Source organism: Synechococcus sp. CCY 9618, assembly GCF_019038415.1.
Taxonomy (GTDB): domain Bacteria; phylum Cyanobacteriota; class Cyanobacteriia; order PCC-6307; family Cyanobiaceae; genus Cyanobium.
In genome coordinates this window covers 1-15018 of sequence record NZ_JAFKRG010000028.1, presented here as the reverse complement: position 1 = coordinate 15018, position 15018 = coordinate 1, and the positions used below count along the sequence as shown (strand labels likewise).

Below are 15018 nucleotides of genomic sequence, written 5' to 3'. Positions count from 1 at the left end.
TGTGGCGTTTGCGTTTCATGGGGCTTCTCCTGGCCAAGTCTGGCCGGTAGGGAAGCTCTCATAAGGCCTGGATCAGTTTTTGGGGTCCACGTCACGAGCAGCGCCGTGGCTTTGATCAAGACGTGCCGATCAGCGACCGTGCCAAGAACCGCTCGCTCTTCTTCGACGAACTTCTTGATGCCAAGGTGCGCGAGTTTAACCCGCGCTACGCCGAAGCCGAGGGCGCGTTGCTCGGGCAGTTCCGCCATCTGCACACCGACATCTACGGCAACCGGGAGTTCGTGGAGCATATCCGCAACCGGGGCAAGGTCTTCGACCACGAGGAGAAGCGCGAGCGCGACCTGATTCTGATCGATTACGACGATCGCGACAGGGTGCCGGAGGCGCGCCGGAACATCTACGAGGTCACCGAGGAGTGGGCCTTCCACAACGGCCACTACGGCACCCGGGAGGATGTGGTCTTCCTGATCAACGGCATCCCGGTGCTGGTGATCGAGTGCAAGAACGCCGATAAGCAGGAAGCCATCGATCTGGGCATCGATCAGATCCGCCGCTACCACCGCGAAACGCCCGAGCTGTTCGTGAGCCAGCAGCTGTTCACTGCCACCGATGCCATCGGCTTTTCCTATGGCGTGAGCTGGAACACGGTGCGGCGCAACCTCTTCAACTGGAAGCACGAGCAGGTGGGCCAGCTGCAGGCCAAGATCAAGAGCTTCTGCGCCATCCCTCAGCTTCTCGATTTCCTGCAGCACTACATCGTTTTTGCCGAGAAAGACGAAGAACTCAACAAATACATCCTGCGCCAGCACCAAACCGCCGCCGTCGATGCATCCGTGGGCCGCGCTCTCGATCCCAAGCGCACCCGTGGCCTCATCTGGCACACCCAGGGCAGCGGCAAAACTTTCACCATGATCAAGGCAGCCGAGCGTCTCTTCCGAGCACCGGAAGCGGACAAGCCAACCGTGCTGCTGATGATCGACCGCAACGAGCTGGAAGATCAGATGCTCAAGAACCTCGCCGCCCTCGGCCTGGGCAACCTGGAGCACGCCAGCAGCATTGCCCGCCTAAACCAGCTGCTCCGCGATGACTACCGGGGCATCATCGTGACGATGATCCATAAGTTCCGCGACATGCCGGCGGATCTCAACACCCGCTCCAACATCTATGTGCTGATCGACGAAGCCCACCGCACCACCGGTGGCGACCTCGGCACCTTCCTGATGGCCGGCCTGCCGAATGCCACCTTCCTGGGCTTCACCGGCACCCCCGTCGACAGAACCGTCTACGGCAAGGGCACCTTTAAAACCTTCGGCTGCGAAGACGACAAGGGTTACCTGCACAAGTACTCCATCGCCGACAGCATCGAAGACGGCACCACCCTGCCGCTCTACTACCAGCTCGCCCCCAACGAGATGCTCGTGCCCCACGAGACACTCGACGCTGAGTTCCTCTCCCTCGCCGAAGCCGAGGGCGTTGCCGACATCGAGGAGCTCAACAAGATCCTTGAGCGGGCGGTGAACCTCAAGAACTTCCTCAAGGGCAAAGACCGCATCCAGCAAGTGGCGCGCTTCGTGGCCAACCACTACCTCCAGAACGTGGAGCCGCTCGGCTACAAGGCCTTCCTCGTGGGCGTCGACAGAGAGGCCTGCGCCTTCTACAAGCATGCCCTCGATGCCGTGTTCACCGAGATGGGCCTGCCACCTGAGCTTTCGCAGGTCGTCTATACCGGCAACAACAACGACTCAGCCCTGCTCAAAGAATTCCACCTCGATCCCAAGAAGGAGCGCCAGATCCGCAAGAGCTTCGGCAAACTCGACCAACACCCCAAGATCCTGATCGTCACCGAGAAACTGCTCACCGGCTTCGATGCGCCCGTGCTCTATGCCATGTATCTCGATAAGCCGATGCGCGATCACACCCTGCTGCAGGCCATCGCCAGGGTGAACCGCCCCTACGAGAATGAAGCCCAGGAGATGGTGAAGCCCCACGGCTTCGTGCTCGATTTCGTGGGCATCTTCGACAAGCTCGAAAAGGCCCTCGCCTTCGACAGCGACGAGATCAACGCCATTGTCAAAGACCTCAAGCTGCTGAAGGTGCTCTTCCAGAACAAGATGGAGAGCAAGGCACCTGGCTACATCGGCCTGATCGAACAGAACTTTAACGACAAGGACGTCAACACCCTGATCGAGCACTTCCGTGATCCCGAGCGTCGCAAGGAGTTCTTCAAAGAGTACAAGGAGATCGAGATGCTCTACGAGATCATCTCGCCGGATGCTTTCCTGCGGCCCTTCATCGAGGCCTTCACCACTCTCTCCGCCATTTACGTCGTCGTGCGCAAGGCCTACACCATCACCGTGAGCGTGGATCGCGAATTCCAACGCAAAACCAATTCCCTAGTGCAGGAGCACATCGGTACCCTTGCGGTCAACGGTCCGCTGGATCCGGTGCTGATCAACAGCGAAACGATCGAATTGATCAAGGCGCGTCAGGGAGGAGACGGCACCAAGGTGATCAACCTTGTGAAGAGCATCGAGAAATTTGCCGAGGAAAACAGTGACGACCCCTTCCTGATCGCCATGGCCGAACGGGCCCGGCTGGTGCAGGAGAGCTTTGAACAGCGCCAGACCTCCACATCCGATGCTTTGGCTGCACTGCTAGCGGAAGTCGCTCAGAACGAAACCCGCAAGCAGGAGCAAGCCGAGAAAGGCTTCGATGGGCTCACGTTCTTCGTGTACCGCACCCTGCTCGACGCCAAGGTGGGCAATCCGGAGGTCGTGAGCACAAAGATCAAAGCCGCCTTCGTGGCCTACCCAAACTGGAAGAAGAGCGAGAATGCCCTGCGTGAACTTCGCAAGCAGGTCACCTTCGCCATCTTTGCCGAATGCGACGAGCTGGAGCAGGTCACCCCGATCGTGAATGAGCTGTTCAACCTGCTGGAGAAGGCGGACCACATCGGATGACCACCACAGCCAAAGCGGCCTTCAAGACCCGGGTGCGCGAATGGGCCCAGAAGTTGGATGTGCAGGTGGTGTGGCTCGGCATGCGCCCGATGCGTCACAAGTGGGCCTCCTGCTCCACCAACGGCCATCTGAACTTCAGCATCGACCTGCTCACGCTCGACCGTTCCCTTTGGGACTACGTGATCGTCCACGAACTCCTCCACTTCAGTGTTCCCAACCACGGCAGGCTCTGGAAATCCCTGATGCGCGCCCATCTGGGCGACTGGGAGAAGGCCGAGGAGCAGTTGAAGCGTTTCTCCCATCCCACCCCATGAGCCCCGCCCGCCCCTTCGCCCTGCGTTTGTTTGTGCCCTCCGGCATGCCGGATGGCATGCGCATCGTGGAGAAAACCAACTGGAGCGGCATCGGCTTCGTGGTGCCTCGCTCCCAGCTCAAGGAATTCACCCAGCGGCCGGACGCTGGTCGCCCGGGCGTCTACGTGCTCGCCGGGCCAGATCCTGAGGGTGGCGCCGATCGTGTCTATATCGGCGAAGCCGACCCCTTGGGCCGTCGCCTCGAACAGCACCAGGCCAGGGAGTTCTGGACCACCGCCTACGCCTTCACCTCCAAAGACGGCTATCTGAACAAGGCCCATGCCCAACATCTGGAGGCTCGCCTGATCCGCTTGGCCCAGGAGGCCAAACGCTGCCGCCTGGAGAACGCGGTGCAGGGGCGCACCATCACCCTGGCGGAGATGGACCGGGCCGAGGCTGATGGCTTCCTTGAAGAACTCCTCCTCTGCTGCCCGGTGCTTGGTTTCCGCGCCTTTGAGCAGCCAACGGGCAAGTCCGCCGCATCGAGCCTGCGGCTTTTCCTCCTCAAGGGGCCAGAGGCCTCCGGCCAGGGCTTCGAGTCGCCCGGCGGCTTCACGGTGCTGCGTGGTGCCAGGGGCCGCACCGACTTCGTTGACTCAACCCCCGCCGGATGGGTGGCGGCCAGGGCCCAGCTTGTGAGCCAGGGGGTGTTTCTGGAGGAATCAGCCGGTCTTGTGCTCGCGCAGGATTACGAGTTCAGCTCCCCCTCCCAGGCGGCCGTGATGCTGCTGGCGCGCTCCGCCAATGGTCGCACCGAGTGGAGGGATGCCAGTGGCGTCACCCTCAAAGAGCACCAGGAGCGAGCCGCGCAAGCGGCTTCGGTGGAGGTGGAGGAGTAATCGACATATGGCCCCGGCATCCGCCAGCGGCGAGATCATCGTTTACGAGGCACCGGATGGCAGTGCCCAGGTGGATGTTCGCCTTGATCAGCACACTGTTTGGCAAAACCAGAAGCAGATCGCCGACCTTTCCGGGCGTGAATGCTCTGTGATGTCTAAGCACATCCTCAATGTGTTTCAGGAAGGCGAGTTAGACCCACAGGCAACCGTTGCAAAATTTGCACAAGTTCGATCTGATCTGAGATGTGCTTCAAAAGCCTTTGAGCGGTTCGGAGTCCGGCTCAGCACCATCGCGCTCACTGCAGTGGATCACTCCCTCGCGTCCGCTGAGCCGAACAACGATCCCGATGACCTCCCCTTCGTAGGCATGGCAGAGAGCCTCTTCAGGGAACCTGGCCAGTTCCTCAATCAGGCTTTTCACGGTTCTCATTTGTGGAATCCGTTACTTGATCTCTTCCGAGCGTAGGGAATTCACCCAAGCCTCCGCACGATGTCCTTCATCAGCAGCACCAGATGCCAGGGGGCGGTGGGGACCACGAACGCCACGCGGTTGCCCCATGGGCATGGGTTTGCCTTTGGTGCGGCCATCGAAGGACCACTTAGCGCCTTGGCTTCGCTCAGGCAGGAACGAACAGCCGTGGCGCGAGATTGAGCTGACGGATCCGCCGGACAAAGCCACGATCATCAAACGACGCCATTGCCTCGCAACTGCGGCAGCTGGCATGGTGCAGCGCATCGGCGAAGTCGAGCCCGTTGCGCACACCGGCCACGGCCTGCTCCAGGGCTGGCCGGTCTTCTGCCGTGAGGCCGGGATGGGCCAGAAGGTGGTCGAACACCTGCAGCACCTGCTCCACCGGGAAGCCGTAGTACCCACGCAGCACCCACTCCAGCTCCAGGGCCACCGTCTTGGCCAGGAACAGCGGCTGGCCGGATTCGATCAGATCTCGGGCGGCCCGGCGCTGGCGTTCCGTGACCGCGTCGGCGTCGTCCTCCGCCACGAAGTAGCGGGCCAGCACATTGGTGTCCACGCCAATCATGGGCGCAGCAGGCTGGCGGGATCGAAGTCCGCCGGCACGGCGGGCCGGTTGGTCCTCACCAATCCGAAGCCGCTCTCCGGCACTGGCTGCTCCGGTTTCCAGGGTCGAAGCTCGATGTGATCCCCCACCAGCGCGAAGCTGACGCGGCTGCCCCTGGCCAGCCCGAACTGCTGCCGCAACGCCTTGGGGATGGTCACCTGCCCCTTGCTGGTGATCGAGCTGGTGATGGCATCGGCAGGGTCCATTGACACTGGACGCAGGGCTGGTATTACCAGGTAAGGCTAGCTGGGGGTGGCTCGCTTCCATCGAGTTGCCGGCGGTTGCGCCGTTCCAGGCTGATGACTCTCAGTCAAGCCAGTAGATGCGTTGGCGTGGGTTGTGGGACGGCACAGCTAACCTCGATCCAGCACGATTAGGCCATGTCCGAACAGGAACGCCAGCTTCAAGACCTCGAGAGCCGGTTCCCGTCGGTCTCCGGTGAGGCTTTCGCCGCCGCGCGTGCTCAGGTACTGGCCTCTGGGCAAAGCGTGTTGCAATCCGAAGGCGGCTTCATCGTCCGGGTCTTCCCCGACGGCCGCAAGCAGCGGCTTAGGCCGGTTGAGGCACCCACACCGGTCACGCCTGGCACCACCTTCACCATCCGGTGATCGAGGCCACACCCAGGTTGCGGGTGTTCGCCGGGCCCAATGGCTCGGGCAAAAGCGTGCTCAAGGCAGTGCTGCCGTCGCCCCTGCTGGGTGTGTATCTGAACCCCGATGAGATCGAAGCGAGCATCCGCCAGAACGGCTGTGTCGATCTGGGTGCCTTTGGTGTCAGCACCACAGCCGCTGAGCTTTTGCCGGCCTTCACGGGCTCGGAGCTGCTGAGATCTGCAGGGTTGCTGGAGCCGGCCCGACGACTGTGATTGGAAGGTGGATGGCTGGAGTTTAACGGGGTGAGGGTCAATGCCTACTTCGCCTCGGTGGTGGCGGATGTTCTACGCCAGCACCTGTTAGTGCGCTGTGCCAGCTTTACCTGCGAAACCGTTATGTCCCATCCCGGCTAGGTGGCGCTCCTGGAGCAGGCGCAACGGCTTGGCTACCGCACCTATCTCTACTTCGTGGCCACGGATGATCCAGAGATCAATGTTTCGCGTGTGCACAACCGCGTGGGACTGGGTGGTCATCCTGTGCCGGAGGACAAGATCATCAGCCGCTACCATCGCTCGCTGGCGCTATTGCTGGAGGCCATCAAGCACACAAGCCGGGCCTACATCTTCGACAACTCAACCGACAGCTCAGACCCACAGCTCGCCTGGATCGCAGAAATCACCGATGGCCGGCAACTGGAGCTGAAGTCAGACCGGATCCCCGCCTGGTTCAAGAGGGCGGTGATTGAGAAGATTGCTTGAGCCTGTCATGGTGACAGGCGCCTGATCACATCTGCCAACAGCTGGGGCCACAGGTAGACCACGCTCACTACTGGAACGGTGAAGGCCGAACCATCAGCTCGCGTAGACCCTTCAGTGGCCGTGCCGGCCGTTGATTGATGCGCTCCCAAGCGTCGAGCGCCGCCGTGCCGAGGCGGAACTCTTTGCGCTCGGCCGGTACCTGCTGGGCGTCCATCGGCCTCACAGTCGTAGGCGCTGCAATCACTCGCCTTCCCCAGCCAGGGTCATGCAGGAGCAGCGCCTCAGCCTTCCCGGTCTGGGGCCTACCAGCAACAGGTAGGCCACCACGTCGATGTCCACCACGATCATGGGCGGCCCTCGCGCTTGAAGGCATCGATCTGGTCGGGCATGAACGCCGCTTCCGTCGGCAGGCTGCGGCGATGCTGCTGGGCCGCTTGCTTCAGACGGCCGTAGAGGTCGTCGGGGAGGTTCTTGAGGGTCAGGCTCCTGGCCATGGCCGTTGCCGGGACAGTGGCAACCATTCTGCAACCAAAACGGTGGCAATGGAGTCTCACCCCAGCGTCCGAAGAATCCCCTTTCGCAGTCAGCCAGCACTTGCTGGGCGACAACCCGATCCACCGGTTGGCGATCCTCCGCCGAGGCACGGACTTCAAGGCGCCGATCACGGGTTGCGGATGCCAACGGTGTCGATCGGCCCTGAGACACCGGTGGCGGCCGGTCTCCGGATGCTTCGGATCGGGGGCCCATCGGACGGGACGTCCTCAGGGCTGTGCCCCTGCCGTTCGCCCATGGCTCGTCAGGATGGCGGCATGGATCCCCCTCCCCAGCCTTCCGCCACGGCCCTGCAGGCGACCCTGTTCGACTTTGCGATGGCCGAGCTGGTGCGTCAGCACCGTGAGAGTTTCCCGCCCCTGTGGACGGCCGAGAGCTGGGCCAAGCTGCTGATCTGGCTGGCGCTCAACTGCGGCTGCTCCGGCGAGGCCGAGGGGCTGGAGGCCTTTGCGACGGCCCTGGGTCCGGTGGTCACGGCCCGGATGCGCAGGGTGTTCTTCGAGCGGGAGCTGGTCGATCTGAACCTGCAGGTGATGGCCGATCCGGCCGAGCGGCAGGTGCTGCTGCTGCCCCTCGATGCCGCTGCCGAGCCTGGGGTGGCCACCGGCGCCTCCATGGATCCGGAGCGGGTGGCCGCCGCCCTGGAGCGGGTGGGGCTGGCAGCCCTGGTCGCGACCGATCGTGATCTCTGGCAGCCGCTGGAGGCCCTGGTGGCGGTGCCATGGCAGAGCCGGCCGCACTGAGGCGAAGGCGTAGGCAACCACCAGGTGGCTGATCGCGCACAACGAGCTGCCCGCCTCCTGGCTGATCCAGCGATCCGTCAGCAGGGCCTGGTCCCCGGCCTCGCCCGGCGGCGGGCCGGCCCCCGGAAGAGGCGGTACAACGCGCCTACCCCGCGCCCGTTCCATGGCCCCCCCACACCCCCGGCGGGCTCAGGCGTTGCTGCTCCTGCTGCTCCTGCTCCCAGGCGCCGTCGCGGCCGGGGACGATACCCCTGGGGCCTGGGGAGATCCGCCGATCCCCGATTCCGCCACCGGCGCGGGGGCGGAATCACAACCCTTGCCGGAGGCGGTGCTGCCGCCCCTGCCGCCGGCCCCCCGCCTCGCCCCCACGCCAGCTCCGGCGGCCACCAGGCCCGGGCGGCCGGCGTTGGTGCCCCGGGAGGTGCCGGTGGGCGACCTCGCCCTCCAGGCCGGCTCGCCCGGGCCCGGCGAGGCCGCGGCGGGCCCGCTGCCGCCGCTGCACTACCCCCTTGCCGTGGCGGCCACGGAGCAGGACCCCTGGGGCTGGCGGTTTTCGAGCTCACGCGGGGCCTGGCGCCTGCACACCGGGCTGGATCTGATCGTGCCCGAGGGCACCGCCGTGCTGGCGGTGCAGGCCGGCCGGGTGCAACGGGTGGATCAGATCAATGGCTACGGCCTGACGGTGCTGATTGATCACGGCGGCGGCTGGTCGAGCCTGTACGCCCATCTGCGCCAGGCCTCCGTGGCCGAGGGCGACACCGTGGCGGCCGGACAGCCCGTTGGTGAGGTGGGCGAGACCGGCAACGCCAGCACAGCCCACCTGCACCTGGAACTGCGCCAGCGGCAGCTCGGGGGGCTGGTGGCGGTGGACCCCACGCCCTTGCTGCCCGTGCCGCCAGGGAGAGGCGCCATCGCTGGAGACGTCCGGCCCTGAAGCCGCCAGACGCACCATCGCGCCGTCTTCAGAGGCCAAGGTGGTTGTGTCGAGCGACGATCGCCATCCCCATGAGCAAGAAGCAACAACCATCGCCTGCCGCGTCGATCGAGGAGATGCAGAACGATCTTCCCTACGACAAATCGATCGACAAGAAAGACTATAAAAAAGACCTCAAATCGCTCCAGATCGAGCTGCTCAAGGCCCAGCGCCACATCAAGGCTGTCGGGCAGCGCGTGGTCATCCTCTTCGAGGGTCGTGATGCGGCGGGCAAGGGTGGATCGATCAAGCGCTTCCGCCAGCACCTGAATCCCCGCGGCAGTGAACATGTGGCGCTGCCGAAGCCCAACGACGACGAAGCGACCCAGTGGTACTTCCAGCGCTACGTTCCACACCTGCCATCGGCCGGCGACATCACGATGTTCGACAGGTCATGGTACAACCGCGCCGGTGTCGAGAAGGTGATGGGGTTCTGCACACCCCAGGAGCACGCCCTGTTCCTCCGCCAGGTTCCGGGCTTCGAGCAGTCACTCGTCAGCAGTGGAATCCTGCTCTTCAAGATGTGGTTCACCGTGTCGCGGGGCCGGCAGAAGCAGCGTTTTGACGACCGGCGTGAGGACCCCCTCAAGCAGTGGAAGATGTCGCCCATCGATGAGGCCAGCGTGGCGAAGTACGACGCGTACACCGACGCGCGCAACGAGATGCTGCTCGCTACCGACACCCTCGTGGCACCCTGGACGATCGTCAACTCGAACGAGAAGCGGCGCGCCCGACTCGGCGCCATCCGCAGCGTTCTCCACGCCCTGGACTACGAGCACAAGGACCACGACGCCGTCGCTGAGCCCGATCCCCGGGTCGTGCGTACGGCCCATTCGCTGTTCATCGACAACTGAGCTGGTCGCCACTCCCGGCGCTGAGACGCCGGTGGCACTCACGGAGGCAGTCGCCCCACCCCCCTTGGCCACCCGCGCCGTCTACCCCTTCGTCGGCTTCCCGGACGCTCCGGTGCACCATCTCTACCTCCACCACGACGGCTATCCCACCGGCGCCGCCTGGCGGTTCGCGGCGGCCCTGCGCCGCAGCCCCGAGGCGGCCACCTTTCTCGACGCGTTTCGCAGCAGCCAGCCCGGCGCCGAAGCCCTCTCGGCCCCTGAGCAGGCCGCCGATGCCGACTACCGCTACCGGGTGCAGCTGCTCGCTGGAGCCACGGCCCCGTTGCAGGTGCAGTGCTGGCGGCGGCTGCCGGGGGGCGCCAGCTGGCAACCCCGCTGTGGCCCGATGCCGCTGGCGACGTTCATCCGGCGCTTCCTGCCTGGCGAACCGCTCTGAGCAGGAGGACCGCCATCTCCACCAGTGCCCGTGTTGCCGCCGCCTGGGCCTTTCCGGGCATGGCTGGGGCAGGTGTTGGCAGAACAGCCGAAGATGGATGCACCGGGACGGGGGGCGGTGGCGACACCGCCTTGCGGGCATGCCGCTTGCCTGTCCCGGCCGATCGACGATCCCGTTGAACTGTTCTGGACGGAACCTTCTCCCATGAGTGTTTCTGCTCAACCTGTTTCAGCCGCGTCCGTTCCCGCGGGACGGTCCTGGCGATCCCTGCTGGCGCCAGGGCTGCTGGCGTTTGGCCTGTTTCTGCTCCTGGTGCTGACACTGGTGCCCGGAAGCGCCCGGGCCGACGACGAGGGCCAGCGCTGGAGCCTGCGGGACCAGGACGACAACCGCTGGTCGCTGCGGATCTTCGCCCAGCTCGACCCCGACTACCCCAGCGGCGACCGCCTGCGGCTCAGCGCCCTCACCCCCGGGATCGCCGTCGACCACGAGAAACCGCTGCTGATCAGCGACGCATCCGGGGCGTCCTGGAGCCTGGCCAACCGCAGTGAGGAGCTGGTGCCCGCCGATCAGGAGGAGCTGCCGGAGGGATCGGCCCAGTTCGACATGGCCGCCCTGATTCCCCGCCCCAGCGACGCCCTGCCCCTGGAGCTCAGCCTGTCCCTGGCGGATGACAGCACGGCCCTGCTCGTTCTGGGCCCCGGCGAAACCAAGGCCCTGCATGCATTACGCAATCCTGTCGCCGCCACCTGAGCTCCGTTGCAGGAGCGGCCCAGGGGACAGGATGGGCTCCGTCTTCGCCCGGCCGATGCGATTCAACGGGAGCCCCCGCTGGGCCCGTCACGTGCTCGGTCTGCTGCTCACTGCGCTCCTGGGCCTTTCGGTGGCCCTGCCGGTCTTCGCGGTCGCTCCGGATCCCGCGGTCTCCCCTGCCGCGGCCGCCGATCCCACCGCCACGGTCAAGGAGGACTGCCTCGATCCGCCCCTCTGGGCCACCCTCGACGGCTGGAAGGTGCTGGAGATCCGGGCGGTGCCCGGGGTCCAGGACCCGGAGGAGTACCGCCAGCGGACCGTGCGGCGTCTCCATGGCATGGCCCGCAACGGGGCCCTGCGCCCTGAGCAGCTGGTGCTGCAGGACCAACCCCCGTACACCTTCGTCGGCCTCGATCGCAACGGCCGCTTCACCCGGGAGCTGGCGGTGGAGGATCACGCCGCCGCCTGTTTCGGCATCAGCCGCCAGGAGCTGGCCACCCAGTACCGCGACAGCATCCGCACGGCGATCGCCCGCTACCGCCGGCGCAACACCCTCAACGCCTGGCTGGAGGGATCGGCCCAGGCCCTGCTGGTGCTGGGGACTTTCATCCTCTGGCTGCGGGGCCAGCTGACCGTCAACCGGCGCCTGCGGGAGCGCATCGCCCGGCGCCAGAGCTTTCCCCTGCTCCGGCGCCTGCGCGTCCTGCACAAGCTGCTCGACACCGATCAGGCCCGCAGCCTGCTGCAGTGGCTGCGGACCGGGGCGCACTGGCTGCTGCTGCTGCTGGTCAGCTACCTGCTGATCCCCCTGCTGCTGGGCTTCTTCCCGCCCACCGAGGGCCTCGCCGCGGGCCTGCGCAGCCAGATCATCGAGCTGGTGGCGGGGGGCCTCTCCGGTGGTGCCGCCGCGATCCCCAACCTGCTCTCGATCCTGGTGATCCTGTCGATCACCGTGCTGGTGATCCGGGCCAGCAACGCCTGGTTCAGCGCCGTCGACCGGGGCCAGATGCGGATTCCAGGCTTCTACCAGGAGTGGGCTCTGCCCACGGCCCGGCTGGCCACGATCCTGATCGCCCTCATCGGCCTGGTGCTGGCCTACCCCTACATCCCGGGCTCCAACAGCAGGGCGTTCCAGGGGGTGGGCCTGCTGCTGGGGGTGCTGACGGCCCTGGGCTCCAGCGCCATCGCCACCAACATCATCAGCGGCTTGATGCTCATCTATACCCGTGCCTTCCGCGACGGCGACCGGGTGGACATCAACGGCACGGTGGGGGTGGTGCAGGAGCGGGCCCTGCTGGTGACCCGCGTGCGGACCCCCCGCAACGAACTGGTGAGCATTCCCAACGCCACCGTGATCGGCTCCTCGATCGTGAACTTCAGCTTCTCCCGGCGGGAGATCCAGCAGCCTGTGGCCATCGCCCCCACGATCACCATCGGCTACGACGTGCCCTGGCGCCAGGTGCACGAGCTGATGCTGGCGGCGGCCGCCAGCGTGCCCGGAGTGAGCGATGAGATCCCCCCCTACGTGCTGCAGACCTCCCTCAATGACTTCCACATCAGCTACGAGCTGAATGCCTTCGTGATCGAGGCCGGCACCTACCGGGAAACCCTCTCGGCTGTGCTGGCGGCCCTGCAGGATCAGTTCGCCGCCGCCGGCATCGAGATCCTCTCCCCCGGCTATCACGCCATCCGCAATGGCAACGCCAGCACGCTGCCGAAGCCTGCCCCGACGGATTGAGGGGCTGGGGTTCGGTCAGGGCCGCAGTCTCACTGGCCGACCCGAACGCCTCGAAGGTTATCCATCAGGCCCAGCATGTTGAGCAGCCAGACCACGACGGCCACGACGACCACGATGTTCAGAATGTTCTTGATCTTGCTGTCCATCGGGATGTAGTTGTTGACGAGCCACAGCAGGACGCCAACAACGATCAGTGTGACAATGAGGGATAGAAGTGACATGGTGTGTTTCTTGCTGGGGATCAAGATCGAGGCGGATGCGGCGTGATGGGAGAGCTCTGATGGTTCCCGCAGCCACACCGCCTTCTTCTTCTTAGGGTGCTGGAGGTTCGTGATGGCACCTTGTCGCGCAAACTGTCATGAGCCTCTCCCTGGCGCAGATGTTTCGCTGCATGGGATGTGCTGCAGAAGCGTCATTCGCCTCCTCCGCCGGGGGTTTTCTTCGATAATCAGGCCTTCCCCATGGTCCGATCGGATGTCTGACTGCTTCGGGGATTACCTGCGCAGTATCGGCCGCATTCCCCTGCTGACACCATCGGAAGAGCTGCATCTCGCTGCACTGGTGCAACGCTGGCGCTCCAGCTCCGAGCCGGTGGCTGGCGAGGAACGGCGAGGACGCCGGGCTTTCTCACGCATGGTGACGGCCAATCTTCGTTTGGTCGTGGCACTCTCCAGGCAGCAGCTCCAGCGCGCCAGGCAAAGGAACACGGACCCGATGGATGTGCTCCAGGCGGGCAATCTGGGCCTGATCCGTGCCGTTGAGCTCTTCCAGCCGGCGCGGGGCTATCGATTCTCGACCTACGGCTCCTGGTGGATTCGCCAGGCGGTGAACCGCCATCTCCAGGGCACGGCCGGTCTGATCCGGATGCCGGCCCAGATGGCCGGCCTGGCCGGCAAGGTGCAGGCCCTCCGCAACGCCGCCGTGAAGCCGCTGACGCTGGTGGAACTCGGCAGGCGGCTGGGAGCGAGCGAGAAACGCCTGGAAGCCGTTCTCCTCGCGTCCCACAGTTGCCACACCCTTTCCCTCGACCAGGCCATGGCCAGTGGCGAAGGCGAGGTCTGTCTGGCGGATCTGATCGGGGATCGCAGTGATCCAGGCCTCGTGGACGACTATCGATGGCTGCACCGGGAGATCACCCTGCTGAATGCCCTCGAGCGTCAGGTGCTGGCTCTTCGCTATGCCGGTGACGACTCCCTGTCGCTGGCCCAGGCCGGGGTCAGCATCGGCCTCCCCAAGCACAAGGTGCAGCATGTGGAGCGCATGGCGCTGCTCAAACTGCGCCGCCGCCTGGCCCCGGCGTGAGCCGAGGGCGGCATGGGAGAGCTGGTTGTGATGGACCTCTCACACGGCGCGCCCACTGATCAGTCGCAGCACGATCATCACCACCGCGATGACCAGCAAGACATGAATCAATCCCCCCATTGTATAAGAAGTCACCAGCGCTAGCAGCCAGAGAATGAGCAGAACGACGGCGATGGTTTGCAGCATGGCGATCTCCTGGGAATCGGTAGGGTCGGGATGGGGACTGGGCGTGAGGCCAGGGGCTCCTCTCGCTCATGCGGCGGATGGTGGCGAGCAGCTCAGTTGATCTTGTCCGCCAGCTTGTCCGCCGCATCGCTGGCGCCACGGGCGATGGATCTTGAGCTGTCCTTCATGGCTTCTGTCGCACTCATGACCGAGCCCTGAACCTGTTTGGCCGTGCCCTTGACCTTGCGACCGGTGTCACCGGTCAGGTCGCCATAGGCGGACTCCAGCTTGCCTTCGGCCTGCTTGGTCCTGGCGTTGATCTTGTCGGACAAGGTGGCGATGGTGGTGGTTGATGCGCCGTCTGCCATGGCCATGGCGGGGTTCTGGAGGACCAGGGAGACCACCAGCGTTGCCATGCACATCAGCGAGGCGATGAGACCGCGGATGGAGACGTTCATCAGGTTTCCTCTGAAGGTTTCCTCTCTCTCTAATGCGGTTTCAGCTCCGCGAAGTCTCAGGGGCCATCTCCCAAGGGGAGTGAGGCCGGAGGAAGGGCGCATCCGACGTGCTGGCGGCAGGTTTCAGGTGTGTAGCGAATGATTGCCAGCGCGATGCAGACTGCAGCGAATCGGCAGGCGCCAGGGATGTCCTCCAGCCGCCTGACACCCACCCGCTGCCGACCCCGCAGCCTTGGTCCCCCTGATTCCCGTTTCCCCGAACGATCTGCTGAGCGTCAGCTCCATCGACATCGCCGGAAACAACCATCACCACAGGCTGCCCACCTAGGAGCCTGCTGAAATAGCCGCCAATCCGAGCTCTGCCAAGCCGGCCTAGGAGGCTGCTGAAAAACCAGCTCAGCCGCGGGAGAATGGCCTAACGGCACTGAGCGAATGCGCGGCCAGCAGGAACGCACCGGCCCCCTG

21 protein-coding genes are annotated in these 15018 nt (G+C 64.9%); 14 read left to right on the top strand and 7 right to left on the bottom strand.

Annotated features, from left to right (window positions below; genetic code table 11):
• Positions 1-122: 122 nt before the first annotated feature.
• The 4 genes from KUG41_RS06710 to KUG41_RS06695 are packed head-to-tail and all read left to right on the top strand — an operon-like array spanning position 123 to position 4618.
• Positions 123-2960 (top strand): HsdR family type I site-specific deoxyribonuclease, encoded by a 2838-nt coding sequence (locus KUG41_RS06710; protein WP_216902404.1) that lies wholly within the window; start codon positions 123-125, stop codon positions 2958-2960.
• Entirely contained in the window at positions 2957-3274 is a 318-nt protein-coding gene (locus KUG41_RS06705) for a M48 family metallopeptidase (RefSeq protein ID WP_216902402.1), read from the top strand. The genes KUG41_RS06710 and KUG41_RS06705 overlap by 4 nt, the downstream gene beginning before the upstream one ends.
• On the top strand, positions 3271-4152 hold the full coding sequence (locus KUG41_RS06700) for a GIY-YIG nuclease family protein (protein ID WP_216902401.1): 882 nt from the start codon (positions 3271-3273) through the stop codon (positions 4150-4152). The genes KUG41_RS06705 and KUG41_RS06700 overlap by 4 nt, the downstream gene beginning before the upstream one ends.
• A gap of 7 nt (positions 4153-4159) precedes the next feature.
• Positions 4160-4618: a hypothetical protein gene (locus KUG41_RS06695; RefSeq protein WP_216902399.1), complete on the top strand. Its 459-nt coding sequence runs from the start codon at positions 4160-4162 to the stop codon at positions 4616-4618.
• A gap of 151 nt (positions 4619-4769) precedes the next feature.
• On the opposite strand, the gene KUG41_RS06690 is transcribed toward KUG41_RS06695, so the two are convergent.
• On the bottom strand, positions 4770-5189 hold the full coding sequence (locus KUG41_RS06690; RefSeq protein ID WP_216902397.1) for a type II toxin-antitoxin system VapC family toxin: 420 nt from the start codon (positions 5187-5189) through the stop codon (positions 4770-4772).
• The gene (locus tag KUG41_RS06685; protein ID WP_216902395.1) at positions 5186-5434 is read right to left on the bottom strand and encodes an AbrB/MazE/SpoVT family DNA-binding domain-containing protein; all 249 of its coding nucleotides are present in this window, start codon (positions 5432-5434) and stop codon (positions 5186-5188) included. Before KUG41_RS06685 ends, KUG41_RS06690 begins: the two co-directional genes overlap by 4 nt.
• 174 nt (positions 5435-5608) lie before the next feature.
• Between KUG41_RS06685 and KUG41_RS06680 the strand changes: the two genes are divergently transcribed.
• The 3 genes from KUG41_RS06680 (at position 5609) to KUG41_RS06670 (ending at position 6579) form a co-directional block, all read left to right on the top strand.
• Positions 5609-5836 carry a hypothetical protein gene (locus tag KUG41_RS06680; RefSeq protein WP_216902393.1) on the top strand — a complete coding sequence of 76 codons (228 nt, stop codon included), beginning with the start codon at positions 5609-5611 and terminating at the stop codon, positions 5834-5836.
• Positions 5833-6093 (top strand): hypothetical protein, encoded by a 261-nt coding sequence (locus tag KUG41_RS06675; protein ID WP_216902391.1) that lies wholly within the window; start codon positions 5833-5835, stop codon positions 6091-6093. Before KUG41_RS06680 ends, KUG41_RS06675 begins: the two co-directional genes overlap by 4 nt.
• A 141-nt stretch (positions 6094-6234) precedes the next feature.
• Positions 6235-6579, top strand: coding sequence for a hypothetical protein (locus tag KUG41_RS06670; RefSeq protein WP_216902389.1), 345 nt, complete (start codon positions 6235-6237; stop codon positions 6577-6579).
• Positions 6580-6646: 67 nt separating this feature from the next.
• Here KUG41_RS06670 and KUG41_RS06665 read toward each other — a convergent pair whose 3' ends face one another.
• Both KUG41_RS06665 and KUG41_RS06660 read right to left on the bottom strand, forming a co-directional pair.
• Positions 6647-6793 carry a hypothetical protein gene (locus tag KUG41_RS06665; protein ID WP_216902387.1) on the bottom strand — a complete coding sequence of 49 codons (147 nt, stop codon included), beginning with the start codon at positions 6791-6793 and terminating at the stop codon, positions 6647-6649.
• A gap of 130 nt (positions 6794-6923) precedes the next feature.
• Positions 6924-7073, bottom strand: a complete 150-nt coding sequence (locus KUG41_RS06660; RefSeq protein ID WP_216902385.1) for a hypothetical protein — start codon at positions 7071-7073, stop codon at positions 6924-6926.
• Between the two features lie 315 nt (positions 7074-7388).
• Here KUG41_RS06660 and KUG41_RS06655 point away from each other — a divergent pair, with 315 nt between their 5' ends.
• From KUG41_RS06655 to KUG41_RS06630, 6 genes are all read left to right on the top strand, one after another.
• Entirely contained in the window at positions 7389-7874 is a 486-nt protein-coding gene (locus tag KUG41_RS06655) for a protein phosphatase (RefSeq protein WP_216902383.1), read from the top strand.
• A gap of 163 nt (positions 7875-8037) precedes the next feature.
• A complete protein-coding gene (locus KUG41_RS06650; protein ID WP_216902382.1) occupies positions 8038-8808 on the top strand; it encodes a M23 family metallopeptidase in 771 nt (256 codons plus the stop codon).
• A 71-nt stretch (positions 8809-8879) separates the two neighbouring features.
• Positions 8880-9701 carry a polyphosphate kinase 2 gene (ppk2, locus tag KUG41_RS06645; protein ID WP_216902380.1) on the top strand — a complete coding sequence of 274 codons (822 nt, stop codon included), beginning with the start codon at positions 8880-8882 and terminating at the stop codon, positions 9699-9701.
• Between the two features lie 64 nt (positions 9702-9765).
• Positions 9766-10137: a hypothetical protein gene (locus tag KUG41_RS06640; RefSeq protein WP_216902378.1), complete on the top strand. Its 372-nt coding sequence runs from the start codon at positions 9766-9768 to the stop codon at positions 10135-10137.
• A 324-nt stretch (positions 10138-10461) separates the two neighbouring features.
• Complete coding sequence (locus KUG41_RS06635) at positions 10462-10890, top strand: DUF3122 domain-containing protein (RefSeq protein WP_371734059.1); 429 nt, start codon at positions 10462-10464, stop codon at positions 10888-10890.
• Positions 10891-10945: 55 nt separating this feature from the next.
• Positions 10946-12628, top strand: coding sequence for a mechanosensitive ion channel family protein (locus KUG41_RS06630; protein WP_216902374.1), 1683 nt, complete (start codon positions 10946-10948; stop codon positions 12626-12628).
• A 29-nt stretch (positions 12629-12657) separates the two neighbouring features.
• Here KUG41_RS06630 and KUG41_RS06625 read toward each other — a convergent pair whose 3' ends face one another.
• Positions 12658-12927 (bottom strand): Thivi_2564 family membrane protein, encoded by a 270-nt coding sequence (locus KUG41_RS06625; protein ID WP_254216916.1) that lies wholly within the window; start codon positions 12925-12927, stop codon positions 12658-12660.
• A 34-nt stretch (positions 12928-12961) separates the two neighbouring features.
• Here KUG41_RS06625 and KUG41_RS06620 point away from each other — a divergent pair, with 34 nt between their 5' ends.
• Complete coding sequence (locus KUG41_RS06620) at positions 12962-13930, top strand: sigma factor (protein WP_371734058.1); 969 nt, start codon at positions 12962-12964, stop codon at positions 13928-13930.
• A gap of 39 nt (positions 13931-13969) precedes the next feature.
• On the opposite strand, the gene KUG41_RS06615 is transcribed toward KUG41_RS06620, so the two are convergent.
• Together KUG41_RS06615 and KUG41_RS15570 are read right to left on the bottom strand one after the other, a co-directional pair.
• Entirely contained in the window at positions 13970-14116 is a 147-nt protein-coding gene (locus tag KUG41_RS06615; protein ID WP_216902370.1) for a lmo0937 family membrane protein, read from the bottom strand.
• 92 nt (positions 14117-14208) lie between these two features.
• On the bottom strand, positions 14209-14553 hold the full coding sequence (locus KUG41_RS15570) for a CsbD family protein (protein WP_254216915.1): 345 nt from the start codon (positions 14551-14553) through the stop codon (positions 14209-14211).
• Positions 14554-15018: the final 465 nt, after the last annotated feature.